Annotated in this window: 16 protein-coding genes and 1 pseudogene; 14 read left to right on the top strand and 3 right to left on the bottom strand. The window is 62.4% G+C overall.

From position 1 onward, the window contains the following. Positions 1–179: 179 nt before the first annotated feature. The 5 genes from CO666_RS15870 to CO666_RS15850 all read left to right on the top strand — a co-directional run bounded on the left by CO666_RS15870 (position 180) and on the right by CO666_RS15850 (position 4,459). Positions 180–1,514: an extensin-like domain-containing protein gene (locus tag CO666_RS15870; protein WP_097613041.1), complete on the top strand. Its 1,335-nt coding sequence runs from the start codon at positions 180–182 to the stop codon at positions 1,512–1,514. 102 nt (positions 1,515–1,616) lie between these two features. Continuing rightward, positions 1,617–1,964: a CAP-Gly domain-containing protein gene (locus CO666_RS15865; RefSeq protein WP_010067496.1), complete on the top strand. Its 348-nt coding sequence runs from the start codon at positions 1,617–1,619 to the stop codon at positions 1,962–1,964. 140 nt (positions 1,965–2,104) lie between these two features. Then, complete coding sequence (locus CO666_RS15860; protein WP_097613058.1) at positions 2,105–2,728, top strand: hypothetical protein; 624 nt, start codon at positions 2,105–2,107, stop codon at positions 2,726–2,728. Between the two features lie 181 nt (positions 2,729–2,909). Next, complete coding sequence (locus tag CO666_RS15855) at positions 2,910–3,305, top strand: Ohr family peroxiredoxin (RefSeq protein WP_097613040.1); 396 nt, start codon at positions 2,910–2,912, stop codon at positions 3,303–3,305. 107 nt (positions 3,306–3,412) lie between these two features. Beyond that, a complete protein-coding gene (locus CO666_RS15850; RefSeq protein WP_097613039.1) occupies positions 3,413–4,459 on the top strand; it encodes a DUF3095 family protein in 1,047 nt (348 codons plus the stop codon). A gap of 30 nt (positions 4,460–4,489) precedes the next feature. Here the strand turns inward: CO666_RS15850 and CO666_RS15845 are convergent, their stop codons facing one another. The 3 genes from CO666_RS15845 to CO666_RS15835 all read right to left on the bottom strand — a co-directional run bounded on the left by CO666_RS15845 (position 4,490) and on the right by CO666_RS15835 (position 6,348). Further along, on the bottom strand, positions 4,490–4,918 hold the full coding sequence (locus tag CO666_RS15845) for an NUDIX hydrolase (protein ID WP_097613038.1): 429 nt from the start codon (positions 4,916–4,918) through the stop codon (positions 4,490–4,492). A 27-nt stretch (positions 4,919–4,945) separates the two neighbouring features. Then, positions 4,946–5,443 (bottom strand): MarR family winged helix-turn-helix transcriptional regulator, encoded by a 498-nt coding sequence (locus tag CO666_RS15840; protein ID WP_097613057.1) that lies wholly within the window; start codon positions 5,441–5,443, stop codon positions 4,946–4,948. Positions 5,444–5,577: 134 nt separating this feature from the next. Next, positions 5,578–6,348, bottom strand: a complete 771-nt coding sequence (locus tag CO666_RS15835; RefSeq protein WP_097613037.1) for a siderophore-interacting protein — start codon at positions 6,346–6,348, stop codon at positions 5,578–5,580. Between the two features lie 278 nt (positions 6,349–6,626). Between CO666_RS15835 and CO666_RS15830 the strand changes: the two genes are divergently transcribed. From CO666_RS15830 to CO666_RS15795, 9 genes and pseudogenes are all read left to right on the top strand, one after another. Further along, complete coding sequence (locus tag CO666_RS15830; protein ID WP_097613036.1) at positions 6,627–7,238, top strand: O-methyltransferase; 612 nt, start codon at positions 6,627–6,629, stop codon at positions 7,236–7,238. Between the two features lie 483 nt (positions 7,239–7,721). Then, positions 7,722–8,117: a hypothetical protein gene (locus CO666_RS15825; RefSeq protein ID WP_097613035.1), complete on the top strand. Its 396-nt coding sequence runs from the start codon at positions 7,722–7,724 to the stop codon at positions 8,115–8,117. Between the two features lie 12 nt (positions 8,118–8,129). Next, a pseudogene (locus tag CO666_RS34550) lies at positions 8,130–8,246 on the top strand (alpha/beta hydrolase); the annotation flags it as partial. Positions 8,247–8,318: 72 nt separating this feature from the next. Beyond that, positions 8,319–9,278: an acetylxylan esterase gene (locus CO666_RS15820; RefSeq protein ID WP_097613056.1), complete on the top strand. Its 960-nt coding sequence runs from the start codon at positions 8,319–8,321 to the stop codon at positions 9,276–9,278. Further along, positions 9,275–10,003 (top strand): esterase family protein, encoded by a 729-nt coding sequence (locus tag CO666_RS15815; RefSeq protein WP_097613034.1) that lies wholly within the window; start codon positions 9,275–9,277, stop codon positions 10,001–10,003. The genes CO666_RS15820 and CO666_RS15815 overlap by 4 nt, the downstream gene beginning before the upstream one ends. Before the next feature lie 396 nt (positions 10,004–10,399). Further along, on the top strand, positions 10,400–11,845 hold the full coding sequence (locus CO666_RS15810; protein ID WP_097613033.1) for an MFS transporter: 1,446 nt from the start codon (positions 10,400–10,402) through the stop codon (positions 11,843–11,845). Positions 11,846–12,011: 166 nt separating this feature from the next. Continuing rightward, positions 12,012–13,076: a sensor histidine kinase gene (locus CO666_RS15805; RefSeq protein WP_097613032.1), complete on the top strand. Its 1,065-nt coding sequence runs from the start codon at positions 12,012–12,014 to the stop codon at positions 13,074–13,076. 225 nt (positions 13,077–13,301) lie between these two features. Next, positions 13,302–13,853, top strand: coding sequence for a DUF924 family protein (locus tag CO666_RS15800; protein WP_097613031.1), 552 nt, complete (start codon positions 13,302–13,304; stop codon positions 13,851–13,853). Between the two features lie 187 nt (positions 13,854–14,040). Beyond that, positions 14,041–16,572 (top strand): mechanosensitive ion channel family protein, encoded by a 2,532-nt coding sequence (locus CO666_RS15795; protein WP_097613030.1) that lies wholly within the window; start codon positions 14,041–14,043, stop codon positions 16,570–16,572. Positions 16,573–16,681 lie beyond the last annotated feature (109 nt).

Raw genomic sequence — 16,681 nt, 5'->3', positions numbered from 1 at the left:
GAACCGCCCGGTGCGGACCCGCATGCCGGGTGGTGTGGCAGGGGTGCGATCGAATACGATCGCCCCCTATGCCGATTCCGTCGCGTTCAGATTGTGCCGGTAAGTTTTCGTTTACCGCTTTTAATTAAAATTGGACCGAGTTTTTCTGGTCACTGCCGGCCTGCGGAAGCGATAAGAGTATGGCGTTTGTTTCCTTTCCTCGGCGATCCCTTTTGCCTGTGCTGCTCTCGGCGGCGCTGACGACCTGTTCGATCAGCGACGGGATGGTGCCGCCGGCCAATGTCGACAACGGCACCAGGGTCAGCTCGATCTCGCCGGCACGGGGCGCTGCGCGCATGGCGCCTTCCGTCGGGATGGCGCGTGCGGAGCGCCTTGCGCCCGCGGAAAGCCAGGCCGCCTATCCCGTTTCCAGTGCGCCTGTCGGCAACAACCAGGGTTCCGTCGATTATCTCGACACGCCGAATCTTGCCGGTACCGGTCATTCAGCACCGGCGGCCCGCGCCGCGCCGGGGGCGCGGGGGCTGCCGATGATCGACAGCGACGAGGCATTGGCGGCGGGTCAGCCGAGCGGCAACTGGGGCGGCACGAAGAATCTTGCAATCCCGTCCGGCGGCGTCAACATGGATGACGAGCTTGGAGCCGAGCCGGTTGTCGGATTGGCGCAGGAGCAACAGCAGCAGATCGCCGAGGGCAACGCCACCGAACCGGTCGTCGACGGCATCGGCACCGACAATCCGACGCAACTGAACCAACCCGTACGTCAGCCCGTCCCGCGGGCGATGCCGCAGCCGGCGGCACAAGCGCAGATGAGCCGGGCGCCGGCCTGGAGCGACGGCAGCCCGGTGGTGGCGCCCACCCGCGTCCCCGAAGAGGATGAAAGCGAAGAGGTCGCGATGCTGCGGCCGAACAACCCGATGATGAGCGAACCGGCAGCTCCCGTCGATCCCAGCGTCATGCCGGCCTCCGAGCTTGCCTGCCGGCGTGAACTGAAGCGCATGGGCGTGCTCTTCGACGACAAACCGCCGATCTCGCAAGGCCCGGCCTGCCAGGTGCCCTATCCGGTGTCGCTGAAAGGGCTTTCCGGCAATATCGGCGTGCAGCCGGCCGTGACGCTGAACTGCCAGGTGACGCTCGCCTTCGCCAAATGGGTGAAGAACGAACTGGCCCCGTCCGCCCGCTTCCGCTACTGGAGCGGTATCAGGACGATCCAGCCGCTCGGCGGCTATTCCTGCCGGCGCATGAACAACAGCCGGCAGAGATACAATCCGATGTCGGAACACGCCCGCGGCAATGCGATCGACGTCGGCAAGTTCGTGCTGAAGAACGGCCACGAGATCGACGTGCGCAAGAAGGGCCTGTTCTCGCTGCGCGAAGGCCGGCTGCTGAAGGCGGTGCGCACCGACAGCTGCCGCTATTTCAGCACCGTGCTCGGCCCCGGCAGCAACCCGGAACACTGGAACCATTTCCACTTCGATCTGCGCTCCCGCAAGAGCGGCAAGGTCTATTGCGACTGATCCATATCGTCTTGGACCATAGGGCGCGGCAGAAAAAGGTTCATCCCGGCCGTCTGGCGCGCTATAGATCGGTCAGGCGGTTGCCGTTCGAGAGTTTGAGCCATGAGCTATGATTTCCATGTCGGCCAGAAGGTCGTCTGCATCAACGATACCTTCAAGCATGTCAGCATCGACCAGCTCATCCGCAAGGGCGAGATCTATACGATCCGCTGGGTCGGCGAATATACCCATTATGTCGACGGCACCTTCATCGGGGTCAAGCTCGCGGAGATCCATCGCGGCAATGATGACGGGCCGGAAGGTTACGGTGCGGCCGACATGCCCTATCGCGCGACGCGCTTCCGGCCGCTGGTGAAGGACAAGATCGCATCGTTGCGCAAGCTTCTTGCCCCGACGCCCGATGCGCCGGTCGAGCCGAAGGAAAAGGTCAAGAAGAAGGAAAAGGTCTGAGCGCCGTTCGGCAAGGCCCGGTTTTTTCCGAAATCATGTCCGCGATATCAAGGCGTCACTGACGCGATTGTACCCTCCCTTTGCCTATGCAACAGTCCGTGCACGACCTGTCGGGAGGGGCCATGAGACCGATTTCGAACATGAGACCGATTTCGAAAATGACGGCACCGCTTAGTGCCGCCATCGCCATCATGCTCGCGGCAACGGGAGCGGCGGCGGCCGATCCGCTCGTTTTCACCTATCATGGATGGCAGGTCGATCTCACCAATGCCAGGGGCGCCGAACCGGACAAGGAGATGGTTGCGGCCGTCAAGCGGCAACTCGACATCGTCGAGCATGTCGATCTGAAGCCTGACGTCCTCACCTTCATGCGGACCATTCCGATCTGGGCCAACCCGGCTGCCGCAGGTTTCGGCCCCGGCCATTACAGCAGCAAGACCGGCATCGATCTGCGCGTCAGGAGCCTCGATCCCGACAAACCGATCATCCTGCACGAGCTTCTGCACGCCTTTAACGGCCGGATGCTGTCCGGCGGTTTCCGCAATAGCGACATCAGGCAATTCTTCAACAACGGTCGCGGGCTCTGGCCGGGCGATTCCTACATGATGAGCAACGACCGGGAATTCTTCGCGGTCACGGCCAGCGTCTATCTCTATGGCGATATCGAACGGCCGCCTTATTCGCGCAGCCAGCTGAGAGAGAAGCAGCCGCGATACTATCAATGGCTTGCCATGCTGTTCGACGACGGCCGGCCGCGGTCGTAACGCTTCTGATCAGTCCACCTTCCTGCTGGGAAACAGGGCGGCTCTCATAAGCGCCGCTCGTCGGTCAATATAAATCGTATCCGATTAAATCGGAATAGTGTTGACATCCGCTTCGGTGAGGCATATTAAGGCGCATCCGATCTAATCGGATGCGCTTTAGTAACAACGAAAGGATATCACCATGACCGAGAAGCTTCTCTTCACCGGCAAGACCCACATCACCGGCGGCCGCAACGGCTCCGCCCGCAGTATTGACGGTACGCTCGACATCAAGCTGCCGCAGCCGCATCCGGCGGCCGAAAACCTGTTCGGCGCCGCTTGGTCGGCCTGCTATATCGGCGCCATCGAACTCGCGGCGGCGCAGCGGAAGATCACGTTGCCAGCCGGTCCCGAGGTCGATGCCGAAATTACGCTCAACGGCGATAACGGCTCATACTTCCTGCGCGCACGGCTGAATGTCAGCCTTGCAGACATCGATCGCGAGATCGCGGAGGAACTGATCGAGGCGGCCCATGGCATCTGCCCTTATTCCAAGGCGGTCCATGGCAATATCGCCGTCGAAACCAAGCTTGTCTGAACGGGAAGGGCCGGCCTCGTGCCGTCATCTCCAAGCGGGGGTCTGCCGATCGGCGGCAGGCCCGTTTCTGAGCCAGCAGTCAAACCTGCCGATCCGGGGAACATGCCATGATCAACAGCCAAGCAGAGCCGCGCCGGGCCTATGACGAGTTTTCGCTTATGCTCGATCCCGATGTCTATGAGCCGTTGCCTGACGATTGGCTGATCGGCATTACCGACGTTGTCAGCTCGACCGCGGCGATCCGATCGGGGCGCTATGAAGACGTCAATTATGCTGGCGCATCGATCATCGCCGCGCTCGGCAATGCCTGGGGTTCGTTCGATTTTCCCTTCGTGTTTCGCGGAGATGGAGCGGCCTTCGCCTTGCCGGCGAGCGGTATCATGGCCGCGACATCGGCCTTGCGTGATGTTGCGGGCTTCGCCAAGGCCGATTTTCATCTCGACCTGCGCGTCGGGCTCGTCACCGTCGGCGAAATCCGCGCGAACGGTCGCGACGTCAGGATCGCGCGTTATGCCGCTTCCGAGAACGCGACCTATGCGATGTTTGCCGGCGGCGGGCTCAAATGGGCGGAGCAGCAGATCAAGAACGGCCGCTTTCTTGTGAAGCCAGGCCGTTATCCGATGAGGCCCGACTTGACGGGCCTGAGCTGCGACTGGGCGCCGTTCCCGAGCCAACGCGGCGAGATCCTGTCGTTGTTGGTCGAGCCGCGCGACCACACGCGCCCGGAGGTCTTTGCCGCGCTGGCGAAGCGCGTGCTTGCGGTCTTCGATGCCGCACCGCGCCGGTCCCATCCGCTAGCCGGAGGCACTGTCATCGCGAATGGCAATGGGAAGCGGGTCGATGCGCAAGGCTGGCTGGAGGTTGCCTCCCATTCGGATTTTCGCAAATTCGATGACGGCCTGCGCCTGACGCTGGACTGCACGGCGGACGAGATCGACCGCGTCGAAGCCATCCTCGTTGCTGCAAGGGCGCGCGGTGAGATCGACTTCGGTCTGCATCGCCAGTCGCATGCGCTGATGACCTGCCTCGTGCCGTCAGGCCGGCCGGATTCGCATCTGCATTTCCTCGACGGAATGGGCGGCGGTTATGCCAAGGCGGCCGAGAGGATGGAGGAGGGCGCGTTTGCGGAGATGGTCCGGCCGTTGGCGCTATAGGCTCGGGGCGGCGGGGCGTCTCAGGCAGGTCTATTCCGTGTCATCATGCCTGTGGTTCGTTTCCGGCGTGAGCAGGTTCAGGAGCATCTCGACGAGCTGAACCGGCGCCAGCTCCGTCTCGCATTCGATCTCTCCGGCGGTAAACCATCTCAGCGCGGTGTGTTCGTCATCGATGAGCGAGGGGACGCCGTGCCATCGATCGATGCAATAGACATGGAAGATGGCGGAGGCCCCGGGCGGGCTTTCTGAAGTGAATTTTCCGGCAAACCGCCAGAGCTGCGGCGTCACGCCGATTTCTTCCAGCAATTCCCGGCGCATTGCCGTTTCGGCATCTTCGCCGTCTTCGACATGGCCGCCCGGCAGGCTCCATCGATCGGGGTGCGTCCTGCGCTCAGAATTTCGCCTGGCGAGAAGAATGCTGCCATTGCCGATCAGGGCGCCGATTGCGATCTCGGGCATGTCACCAGGCGCTGACATGTGCCGCGATCATGATTTTTCCGGTTCGGACTGCGCCCGCAACAGATTGTCGCGCAGCCGCGTCACCGATTTCTGTACGGTAGGGAAATCATCGCCGAGGCCGGTGGCGGCAACCAGCGTGCCGCTGGGATCGACGTCGAGGAGGAGATTGCGCCCGGCCGGTGTCAGGCCGACGCGCACTTGCCGTTCATCAGCGGGATCGCGATGGCGGGTGATAAAACCGACCGACTCCAGCTTCTTGAGAATGGGCGTCAGCGTGTTGGATTCGAGAAACAGTTTTTCCCCCAGTGTGCTGACCGTCTGGTCGTCTTCCTCGGAGAGCGCCACCATGGCGATATATTGGGTATAGGTCAGGCCGAGTGCGTCCAGGATCGGCTTGTAGGCGCGGCCGAAGGCGAGATTGGCCGAATAGACGGCAAAACACAGGAAATTCGAAAGCTTCCGGCCGTCACCGCCAACCTTCGCAGAGGCGGATGCAGGCTGTTTTGCGGCTTTGGATGTGGGCATCGGAATATCCTGTCGGGCCTTCATTACCGCAAATATATATCGCATCCGATTAAATCGCAATGGTGAAAAAGGGCGATTTTCGCGCGGGTGGCCGACGCCGTTTCGGGCGGCGGCCGGTTTCGGCGTCAGACGGCCTAACCGAATTTTTCCGTCGTATCGGCCTTACCGAACACCCAATAGCCGGATGCCTTGATCCAACTCAGCGGGTAGCCTCGTTCAAGGAAATAGGCGCGGACAGCGCGTGTTACCGAGGCTTCCGCCGCGACCCAGACGAAGGTCTCCGGTTGAATATCGACCGCGCTCAGCAGTTTCAGCAGTGCTGCGGCATCGCTTGCCTGCGACAGAGGCCGGTGGGCCCAGCGGATATCGAGTTCGGCACGGGTGTCGAAGCGTTGCTGTTCCAGCGGGCCGGTGACGGCGGCGACGGCGGTGATGACTGTTCCGGCTGCGCTCTCTTCGATCCGGCGGCCGATCGCCGGCAGCGCCGTTTCGTCGCCGATCAGCAGCCAGCGCCTGACCGTCGCGGAAACCACTGCGGAGCCCCTTGGTCCGCCGATTTCGAGCCTGTCGCCGGGGCGCGCTTCGATCGCCCATCGCGTCACCGGGCCTGCCTCGTGCAGGGCGAAGTCGATGGTCAATCTGCGCTCGGTATTGTGGTAGCGGCGAGGGGTATAGTCACGGCGCTCTTCGCTGCCATCGGCAGCACGAACGAAGATCTTGATGTGGTCGTCGGGCGCAAGGCTGGTGAAATCGGCGAGGTCGTCGCCTGTTAACGTGATGCGGCGCATGCCGGGGGTGATGTCGACGACGCTTTCGACCGTGAGCGTGCGCCGGCGGGTGTTGTGACGAACCCGTTCGATGCCGGGGGCCGTTGAAGCGGGTTCTTTGAGCTGATTGTTATCCATGTGTCCTTCCCGGGCTGGAAAGCTCGATCCGCAGGACACAGTCGCGCAGATCGAAGCCGCAAAGCCGTTCGATCATACGCGTTGAGTGACGTTAACGCTTACGTGGCCGGTGACCCGGCCATTGCGGTTTGATGTAGCCGAGGATGGCGGCATGCGCAACCGAAGGGGAGCCGGCAAAGGCGATGATTGCCAAAGTTTAACTTTCCGGTGCTGTTTCGATCGGCAATGATCGGCCGATCGACGGGCAGCATTTCGCTTAGGCGGACATGGAGAAGATATTGGACGGCAGAATCCAGGACGTGCTCGACACCTATCACAGGATGATCGCGACGGAGCGCAACAGCCCGCGCGAGCAGCCTCCCGGCGGCCGCGACGGCGGGCAGGATCAGCGGCTGCGCGCGGTCGGGCCGGAGACGGGGCAGTTCCTCAATATCCTAGCGAGCAGCTTCAAGAGCCCGACCATTCTCGAACTCGGCACCTCCTTCGGTTATTCCGGAATCTGGCTGGCGGCAGCCGCGCGCGCCACCGGCGGCCGGCTGATCACCATGGAAATGCACGATTACAAGTCGGCCTATGCGCGTGACATGGCCGTCAAGGCAGGCCTCGCCGATCACGTCGAGTTCAAGGTCGGGGACGCCGTCCAGATGATCGGCGAGCTTTCCCAGGGCATCGATTTCGTGCTCGTGGATCTCTGGAAGGATCTTTACGTTCCGTGCCTCGAGGCCTTCTATCCCAGGCTCAATCCGGGCGCGATCATCGTCGCCGACAACATGCTCCGCCCGGGAGGCGATGATGTGAGACGCTATGGCGAAGCCGTCCGCGCCAAACCTGGCATATCGAGCGTGCTGCTGCCGGTCGGCAATGGGCTCGAGGTCAGTCGGTTCGATTGAGGCTAGCGATCGGCTGGCTGCGTTGAATGCCGGTAGGCGAATCCTATACGCCCCAGCCCTTGGGGAGATCCCTTCAGCGGAGCATTCGAGTCATTCACCGCGCGGACGCGCGGTGGCTGGATTCCTGTGACGAGCACAGGAATGACGGAGGGAGAGGGTCTGCTTCATCTCTACCCCATCTTTTGAGGCTCAGGCGGGAAGATGGGGAACGAGGGGCATATTGTGCGAAAGGTGGGTGGGAACGGAGAGGCTGCCGCATACCTCCCTTCATGGCCGTGGCACTCAACCTGTCCTCGGTCATTCCTGTGCTCGTCACAGGAATCCAGTGCGCCCAAGTCCTTGGGCGCGGGACAACCTCTCTTCAACGGACGGCCGGTCGTCAGTTGCTACTTTTGAATGCAGTAAAAAAGATGACACGTTTGAAGCTAATTTCCGACACTTTCCCGATCGAAGCTCCGCTCCGTCGAGCGCTTTGGAGGTGTGATGTCGGGCATTCTTATCGCCACTCTGTTGGCAACGGTTTCAGCAAAGATTCCCGCCGGGTTTTCCAGCGGTGACCTGCTTTATTCCGATTGCGGCGGTTCACGGCAATTTGTCGTCGGATACGTTGCCGGATGGTTGGATAAATGGAACAGGGACGAGTATCTGGCCCGCCGCAGTTTCATCGAAGCCGTTCCTGCGACAAAGGCCATGGTGAGATCGGCATATTTTGCCAATTCCGTTGGTATCAACGCCTGTGTTCCTATGGGAACCACGGCGGAAGCGATCGGCAATACGCTGTGCACATTCCTGGAAGAGAATCCGGGCATACGCGACGTCACCGGCGAGGAGCTGATGACGACGTTGATTGCCTATAAATACCGCTGCCCCGTGCCGTAAGCGAGACCACTGGCGGCCTGGCGTTCGAAGCCGAGCCGGTATGCCGTCTCGACGGAGGACCGGACAATCGATGCCGATCTCGAACGCTTTATGGCCAAGCGCATGGGCGCAAAGACGATAGAGCTGAAGGGCGTGATCAGGCCTTTACCCGTGGCGCAGGCAGAACCTTGCGCAACCGGCCGTTTCACGGGACAAAGCCGGATGAGCATTCCGACAGCACATCCCTTCGATTTCGATCCGACCTACGGCATGCGGCTCGGAGAGCTTCTGGCGATCGAGCCGCCGGAGGAACCGGAGGGTTTCGACGCATTCTGGGAGGCGCGGTATCGCAAGGCGCTGATGGTCGATCCGCGGCCGGTGCTTTCCCGCAGCGAACTCACCCATCCAGACTGGCACGTGCTCGATCTCGTCTATTTCTCCACGGATGCGTTCAAGATCGGCGGCTGGCTGCTGCTGCCGCGCGAGGGGCAGGTGAAGCGAGGTCTCGTCGTCGGGCATGGGTATGGCGGGCGGGATCAGCCTGACTTCAATCTTCCGGTCGAGGACACGGCGGTGATTTTTCCCTGCTGCCGGGGGCTGTCGCTGAGCAGGCATCCGCCGATTTCCGAAAATCCCTCCTGGCATGTGCTGCACGATATCGACAAGCCGAATTCCTATATTATCGGCGGCTGTGTCGAGGATATCTGGCTGGCCGTCTCGACGCTCGCTGCACTCTATCCCTGGCTGTCGGGGCATATCGGCTATAGCGGCATCAGCTTCGGCGGCGGCGTCGGGGCGATGGCGATCGCCTATGACGAGCGTATCGACCGCGGGCATCTCGCGCTGCCGAGCTTCGGCCACCAGCCGCTGCGCCTCAAGCTGCCGAGCGTCGGCAGCGCCCAATCGGTGCAGGAATATCAGGCGGAACATGGAAATGTCCTGGAGACGCTGCGCTTCTACGACGCGGCGACTGCGGCGCGGCGGATCGAGGTGCCGATGCTGACGGCGGTGGCGCTTTTCGACCCTTCGGTCGCGCCGCCCTGTCAGTTCGCTGTCGCCAATTCGATACCGAAATATAATGAAATCTTCATCCTGGACGCCGGTCATTTCGATTACCCTGGAAGCGCTGAGCAAGAGGCGGCGCTCCGCGACAAGATCGGACAGTTCTTCAGGATGCCATGAACCGCGAATATCTCCGCTGGTACAGTCAGCGTCTGCATCGAGACATGGAGATGCTGGTGTTCGGCCATGCCGGCGCCAAGGTGCTGGTTTTTCCGACGCGGGAAGGGCGCTTTTTTGAATATGAGCAACTCGGCCTGGTCGCGAGCCTCATGGAAAAGCTGCAGGCCGGCTATCTTCAGCTCTATTGCATCGAGGGCCTGGCGGCAGACAGCCTCTACGGCTTCCACCGCCATCCGGCCGAGCGCATCCGCCGGCATGCGGCGCTGGAGGATTACATCCTCAACGAGGTGCTGCCGCTGATGGCGGCGAAGAACCCGCATGACTGTACCATCGTGCATGGATGCAGTCTCGGCGCCTTCCAGGCGGCGAGCCTCGTCTTCCGTCACCCGCATCTCTTCCGCAAGCTCGTCGCTTTTTCCGGGCGCTACGACCTGACGATGAAGGTGGAAGTCTTCGGCGACCTGTTCGACGGTTATTACGACGACAGCATCTATTTCCACACGCCGACGCATTTCCTGCCCGGTCTTGGTTCGGACTGGCGGCTCGACAGGCTGCGCGAGATCGACATCGTTCTGACCATCGGCGATGCCGATCCCTTCCTCGACAACAACCGCTATCTCAGCCGGCTGCTCGGCGAGAAGAATATTCGCCATCAGCTGCATGTCTGGGACGGTCGTGCCCACCGCGCCGGCGTCTGGCGCAAGATGGCGCCGCTTTATCTCTGACGCCCGATGCGAGTCTCGCTGCCACCGCGAGGGCTGCGGCAATCGCGGCGCCGCCAGGAAGGGACCGGCGATCTTTGACAAATCGCAAATTTCCTCACCAGCGTACCGATCAGGCGAAATCTGGCCTCGCTGTAAGACGGGACGCAGGATATGGACTTCGACGCCGCTCCTGTTTTCCCGGGGGCGGTGCAAACTTGGCCTCGCTTCGGCGGGGCTTTTTCTTCTGCACCGGTAATATTCCCGTGCAGTGCGAGATTTAGCCTTTCCGGCCTGATGCAACGGGCGTATGCAGCCAGTGCGCGGTCCTCCAAGTCCGTGCTCCTTCGCGCGGCAGATCTCCGACCGGCTTCCTCCCTGTTTCCCTGCCGCGTCATCCGGAATTTCATTGGCAGATCGATGACCACGGCAGAGACGAGCGAAAACGGGCAAGAGGTGGCAGGCGGCCGCCAGGCGAAGATCGTGGCGCTGGTCGTTGCCGTCTCCTTCTTCATGCAGATCCTCGACGGCACGATCGTCGCCACGTCGCTGCCGCAGATGGCGGCGAGCTTCGGCGTACAGCCGGTGTCGATGAGCATCGGCATTACCGTCTACATGCTGACGATGGCCGCCTTCATTCCGCTGTCGGGCTGGCTCGGCGACCGGTTCGGCGCACGTCGTATCTTCCTGATGTCGATCGCCGTCTTCACCGGCGCCTCGCTGTTCTGCGGGCTGTCCGGCAGCCTTGTGGAATTCGTGTTGTGGCGCGCCGTGCAGGGGGCGGGCAGCGCGCTGATGACGCCGGTCGGGCGCATCATCGTGCTGAAGAATGCCCGCAAGTCGGAGCTGGTGCAGGCGATCGCGCTGATCACCTGGCCGGCGCTGACGGCGCCGGTGATCGGCCCGGTGCTCGGCGGCTTCATCACCACCTATGCCAGCTGGCATTGGAACTTCCTCATCAATATTCCGATCGGCATTCTCGGCATGGGGCTGGTGCTGCGCTTCGTGCCGGAACAGCGGGAGACCGATCCCGGCCGGCTGGATGTCCTCGGCTTCGTCCTCAGTGCTGCCGGGCTGACCCTCCTGCTTGCCGCTCTGGAGCTTTCGGTCAAATGGGACGGCGGTCTCTTGCCTGTCATATCGATGCTGGCAGCCGGCATCGTGCTGTCGGTCATGGCGACGCGGCATTTCCTCGCCGTCGACAATCCGCTGCTCGACCTTTCGGCCTTCCGCGTTCAGACCTTCTCGATGTCGACGCTGTCGGCGGGCACGGCCTGCAGGGTGGCGATCAATGCGACACCGTTTCTGCTGCCATTGTTGTTCCAGCTCGGTTTCGGGCTGGGTTCGATTGCTGCCGGTGCCTATCTGCTCGTCTATTTCCTCGGCAATCTGGGCATGAAAACGGTGACGACGCCGCTCCTGCGTTTCTTCGGCTTCCGCACGGTGCTGGTGCTCAACGGGCTGATTGCGGCATTTTCGATCGTTGCCTGCGGTTTTCTGTCGCCTGCTACACCGCAGTTTGTCATCCATGCGCTGCTTTTTCTCGCCGGCCTGTCTCGGTCGATGGAATTCACCGCGCTGAACACGCTCGCCTTTGCCGATATCGGCCCGGCGCAGCGAAGCTCGGCCTCGACGCTGTCGAGCATGCTGCAGCAGGTGTCGATGCTGCTCGGTGTCGCGGTGGCGGCGGCCGTGCTCAACATCGCCTCGGCTCTCAGGGGCGCCGACAATCCGGTTCTTGCCGACTTCCGCTGGGCTTTCGTCGTGGTCGGCGCCATCGGCATCGTCTCTTCGCTGCGCTTCCTGCAGTTGCCGGCGGAGGCGGGGGCGGAAGTATCGGGCCACAGGAAATTCCAGAAAATTTAGCCTGCCGAAAATGCCGGCTTCCCCCATCCTTCTTCGGCGCCGCCTGCGCCGAGCGCGAGGAATAGCCGCTGTTTACCTCAGGGGGCCAATGCAATACGACATTGCCATGCGGACGACTCGGACGCTTGCGGGCGGTCGTCGCTCAGAGAGAACGCCGGGAGATGGAATGAGCAATTCTAGCGGCGATGCGGATGCCCTGTTTCGCATCCTCTATATCGACGATGACGAGGGGCTGGCTCTGCTGATGCAGAAGAACCTCAGCCGGCGCGGCTTTTCGGTCGAGTGGGCGCGCAATGGCGCTGCCGGCCTCGCCAGGCTCGGCGAAGGCGGCATCGATGCCGTCGTGCTCGATCATCTTCTGGTCGGTGAGACCGGCCTCGACATCCTGCCTTGCATCACCGATATGCCGGACCATCCGCCGGTCATCTATGCGACGGGTTCGGACGATACCAGTATCGCGGTCGCGGCGCTGAAGGCCGGCGCCGACGATTACATGCTCAAGGGCTTCTCGGCCGATTATTTCGATCTGCTGGCCGCTGCCCTCGAACAGGCGCTGGAACGGGCGCGGTTTCGCCGCGAGACGGCGCAGGCGCAAGAGGTAATCCGCCAGCAGCGCGACCTTGCCGAGATGCTGCTTGCCGAGGTCAATCACCGCATCGCCAACAGTCTCGGCCTCGTCGGCGCGCTGATCCGCATGCAGTCCTCGATGACGAAGGACCAGGTGGCGATCGACGCGCTGCACGAAACGCAGATGCGCATCAACGCCATCGCCAGTGTGCACCGCCGGCTCTACACCAACCGGCAGGTCGGCTCGGTGCAGGTCGACGAATATTTAAACAGCCTGCTCACCGAACTCGAAGCCTCGATGCGCGACGACAAGCGGCCGCATCGCATCGTGCTGACCGCCGAGCCGGTCCATCTGGCGACGGACAAGGTGATCACGCTCGGGCTGATCGTCAGCGAACTCGTTACCAATGCCTTCAAATATGCCTATCCGGACAGTGTGCCGGGCGAGATCCGCGTCTTCGTGGATCAGGCGGATGAGGCGTTGAGGGTCATCGTCGAGGACGACGGCGGCGGTTTCGACCCGTCGAACCCGGCGAGGGGAACCGGCCTCGGCACGCGCATCCTGACGGCGATGGCGGCGAGCTTGAAATCGGATTTGGCTTATGACCCCGGGCATGACGGGACGAAGGCGACGCTGGTGTTTTCGTTGCAGGAGGGGAAGTAGGGGAAGGGGAAGAGTAGCGGTGAGGATGTACGTCGCGGCCCCCTCATCCGCCTGCCGGCACCTTCTCCCCGCTGGGTAGAAGGGAAGTTGCCGCGACATCTCGATTCCCTCTTCTCCCCAGCGGGGAGAAGGTGCCCGCAGGGCGGATGAGGGGGCCATAGGGCACATCTTATCAATAACTTACCGACATAAAGTCATCATACCTAACGCTACGGGAGGCAGAACATGGCCACGATCCGAACACCGCGTGAAGTCTATGATTTCTGGTTCATCCGATGCGGCCGCGAGCTGTGGTTCCGCCCGCCGCCGGAACTGGACGTCGAGATCCGCGAAGGTTTCCGCGATACGCATCTGGCGCTTGCCGCGGGCGTGAACGACGAATGGCGCGCCGACCCCGTGAGCCGGCTGGCGGCGGTCATCGTGCTCGACCAGTTCCCCCGCAACATCTATCGCGGCACGGCGCTTGCCGTTGCCACCGACGGGCTGGCGCTTCGGGAAGCCAAGCTCGCACTCGCAGCCGGCGCCGACCAGGCGGTCGAGCCCGCCTGCCGCAGCTTCTTCTATTTGCCGTTCGAACATGCCGAGAATCTCGGCGAGCAGGATCGCTCGGTGGAATTGTTCACCGCGCTCGGCGACGAGGAATATCTCGACTATGCGATCCGCCACCGTGACGTGATCGCCACCTATGGACGTTTTCCGCACCGCAACGCCATGCTCGGGCGGGAGTCGAGCGCTGCCGAGCGCGACTATCTCTCCAGGCCCGGCGCCGGTTTCTGAGCGTTTCCATGCCTTTTCCAGCAAAGGGCGGCGGTTTCGAAAGGGTGACGGGAACGAGATGAAGGGCTGGCCGGATTCTATGGAACAGTTCGAGGCAAGGCGCTTTCGGCATCTTCCGCCTTTCTGTCGCCTTTCTTTGCTATGAAAAGCAGGCATTCTATCCCAAAGACAACTTTCGGAGGCGCTTTTGCGGCTGAGGTCCATCCTGCTTCGCACCATTCTTCTCGTGACGCTGGCGCTTGCCGGCGCGCATTTCGAGAGTGCCGCGGCCGTCGCGCAGGAACCGCAGACGCAGGCGGCCGCGCAGCCGGCTGTCGATACGCCGTTCGACCAGGCGGCGAAGGAGATCGAGAAGGCGAAGACCCAGCTCGCCGCATTTCAGGACAGCGTCAAGCAGAATGCCGACAATGACGATGCGCTGGTGGGGCTGGCGACCAAGGCCGACGAACTCAGCCGCGCCGTCATCACCATATCGGTCAATCTCCGGCCGCGTTTCGACCAGATCAAGAACCGGCTTGCCGAGATCGGCGATCCGCCGAAGGACGGGCAGCCGCCCGAGGCCGAGATCGTCACCCAGGAGCGCAATGCGCTCGCCGCCGAGCGGGCGCAGATCAATGCGGTGACGGGCGATGCCGAAAACCTGTCGATCGCAGTGACGAAGCTCCTCAACGAGATCATCGAGATGCGGCGGCAGCTTTTTGCCGCAACACTTTTCAAGCGCACCGAAATATCAGTCTCCGTTCTCGACGACGCGGCAAGCGCCTTTGTGCGAGAGACCGGTGAATTCGCGCAGGCGCTGTCGAGCTGGGCCAGCTTCGTCTGGAAGTTCAAGCGGTTCCCGCTGTTTGCTGCGATCTTCCTGTCACTTGCCTCGGCCCTGATCCTGCTCTCCGGCAGCTACAGGCTGTTCGGCTCCTATCTGCGCCGCGACGAGGCAGTCGAGAACCCGTCTTATATCGGCCGGCTGTCGATCGCCTTCTGGTCGACGCTGATCCGCACGCTGGCGCTGTCGGTGCTGCTCGTCACATCCTTCTTCTTCCTCAACAGTTTCAACGTGCTGAGACCCGACATCGCGCCGGTCATCGGCGCGCTGTTCGGCACGATCGGGCTCGTCTATTTCGTCGGCCGCTTCGTCAATGCCATCTTCGCGCCGCACGAACCGCACTGGCGGCTGGTGCGGCTTTCCAATCTCGGCGCGCGCTCGATCGGCTATTGCCTGCTGGCGATGGCCGTCATCAACGGGCTCGATTATCTCTTCAGCAGCATTGGCGAGGCGATGGGCTCGCCGCTGGTGCTGACCGTTGTGAGAAGCCTGATCGCTGCGCTCATCATCGGCCTGATCCTGATCGCGGTCTCCTTCGGTAAGCCGATGCTGGCAAGAAGCGGTGACCCGGACGCGCCGGGCCGGCATTGGCCGCGCGGCATGGCGATCATTCTGCGCGTCGTCGGCACCGCCCTGATCGTTTCAGCGCTCGCGGGTTATGTCGGGTTGGCGCGTTTCGTCGCCACGCAACTCATCATCACCGGCGCTGTCGTCGCCACCATGTATGTCGGCCTGCTCTCCGGCAAGGCGATATCGCGGCAGGAAAGCTTCGGCGATACCTTCTTCGCCCGCTTCCTGACGCGCCGCTTCAATCTCGGGCCGGTGGCGATCGACCAGGTCGGCCTGCTCGTCGGCCTTGCCATCTATGCGGTGGCGCTCATCGTCGGCGTGCCGCTGATCCTGCTGCTCTGGGGTTTCCATGTGCAGGACCTGCAGCTGATCGCCTTCCGGCTGTTCACCGAGGTCAAGCTCGGCGGCATCAGCATCTCGCTGCTCGGCATCTGCACCGGCATCCTGCTCTTTGCCGGCGTCTACCTGCTGACGCGCTGGCTGCAGCGCTGGCTCGACGGCAATGTGATGGCGCGAAGCCATGTCGATCTCGGCGTGCGCAATTCGGTCAAGACGGGCATCGGTTATCTCGGCGTCGGCGTGGCAGCGATCATCGGCGTCTCGTCCGCCGGCATCGATCTGTCGAGCTTCGCGCTGGTCGCCTCGGCGCTGTCGGTCGGCATCGGTTTCGGCCTGCAGAACATCGTCTCCAACTTCGTCTCGGGCCTGATCCTGCTCGTCGAGCGGCCGTTCAAGGTCGGCGACCATGTCGTCTCGGGCACGGCCGAAGGCATCGTCAAGCGCATCTCTGTGCGCGCCACCGAGATCGAGACCTTCCGCAAACAATCGATCATCGTGCCGAATTCGGAGCTGATCAACGGCCTCGTCGGCAACTGGACGCATCGCAACAGGATCGGCCGTTCGGAAATCCCGGTTTCCGTCGCCTATAACGCCGATCCGCAGCAGGTGATGGACATCCTGCTCGAACTGACGGCCAAGATCCCGCTCGTCATGCGCAATCCCGAGCCGCATGTCGAATTCCTGCGCTTCGGCCCCTATTCGCTGGATTTCGAGCTGCGCTTCTTCCTCGCCGATATGGGCGACGGCATGCCGGTGCGCAACAATCTGAGGATCGAGATCCTCAAGCGCTTCAAGGCCGAAGGCATCGAGATCCCGCTGCCACAGACCGATCTTACCATCCATCGGGACGCTCGTCCTGCGCTTGCCGATGCGGGCAGGGATCGGCCGGACGGCCAGGAAATTCCAAGGGACAGGCCGATGGAGGAAGAGGAGCGGCCGGTGCGGCAGCTGCGTGGGCGCACGGCGGAGGGCAGCCTGAAGAGCTGAACGGCTCATTCAGCCATCATTCACAGATCTATGTGCATCATCTCCACCATCGGGATTGCTGCCGAGGGCAGCACCGATCGTTCGAGGGGAGGGCGCGCCCGCGCCGCCG

Source organism: Rhizobium chutanense, assembly GCF_002531935.1.
GTDB classification, from domain to species: domain Bacteria; phylum Pseudomonadota; class Alphaproteobacteria; order Rhizobiales; family Rhizobiaceae; genus Rhizobium; species Rhizobium chutanense.
This window is presented reverse-complemented; position numbering and strand designations above follow the sequence as displayed.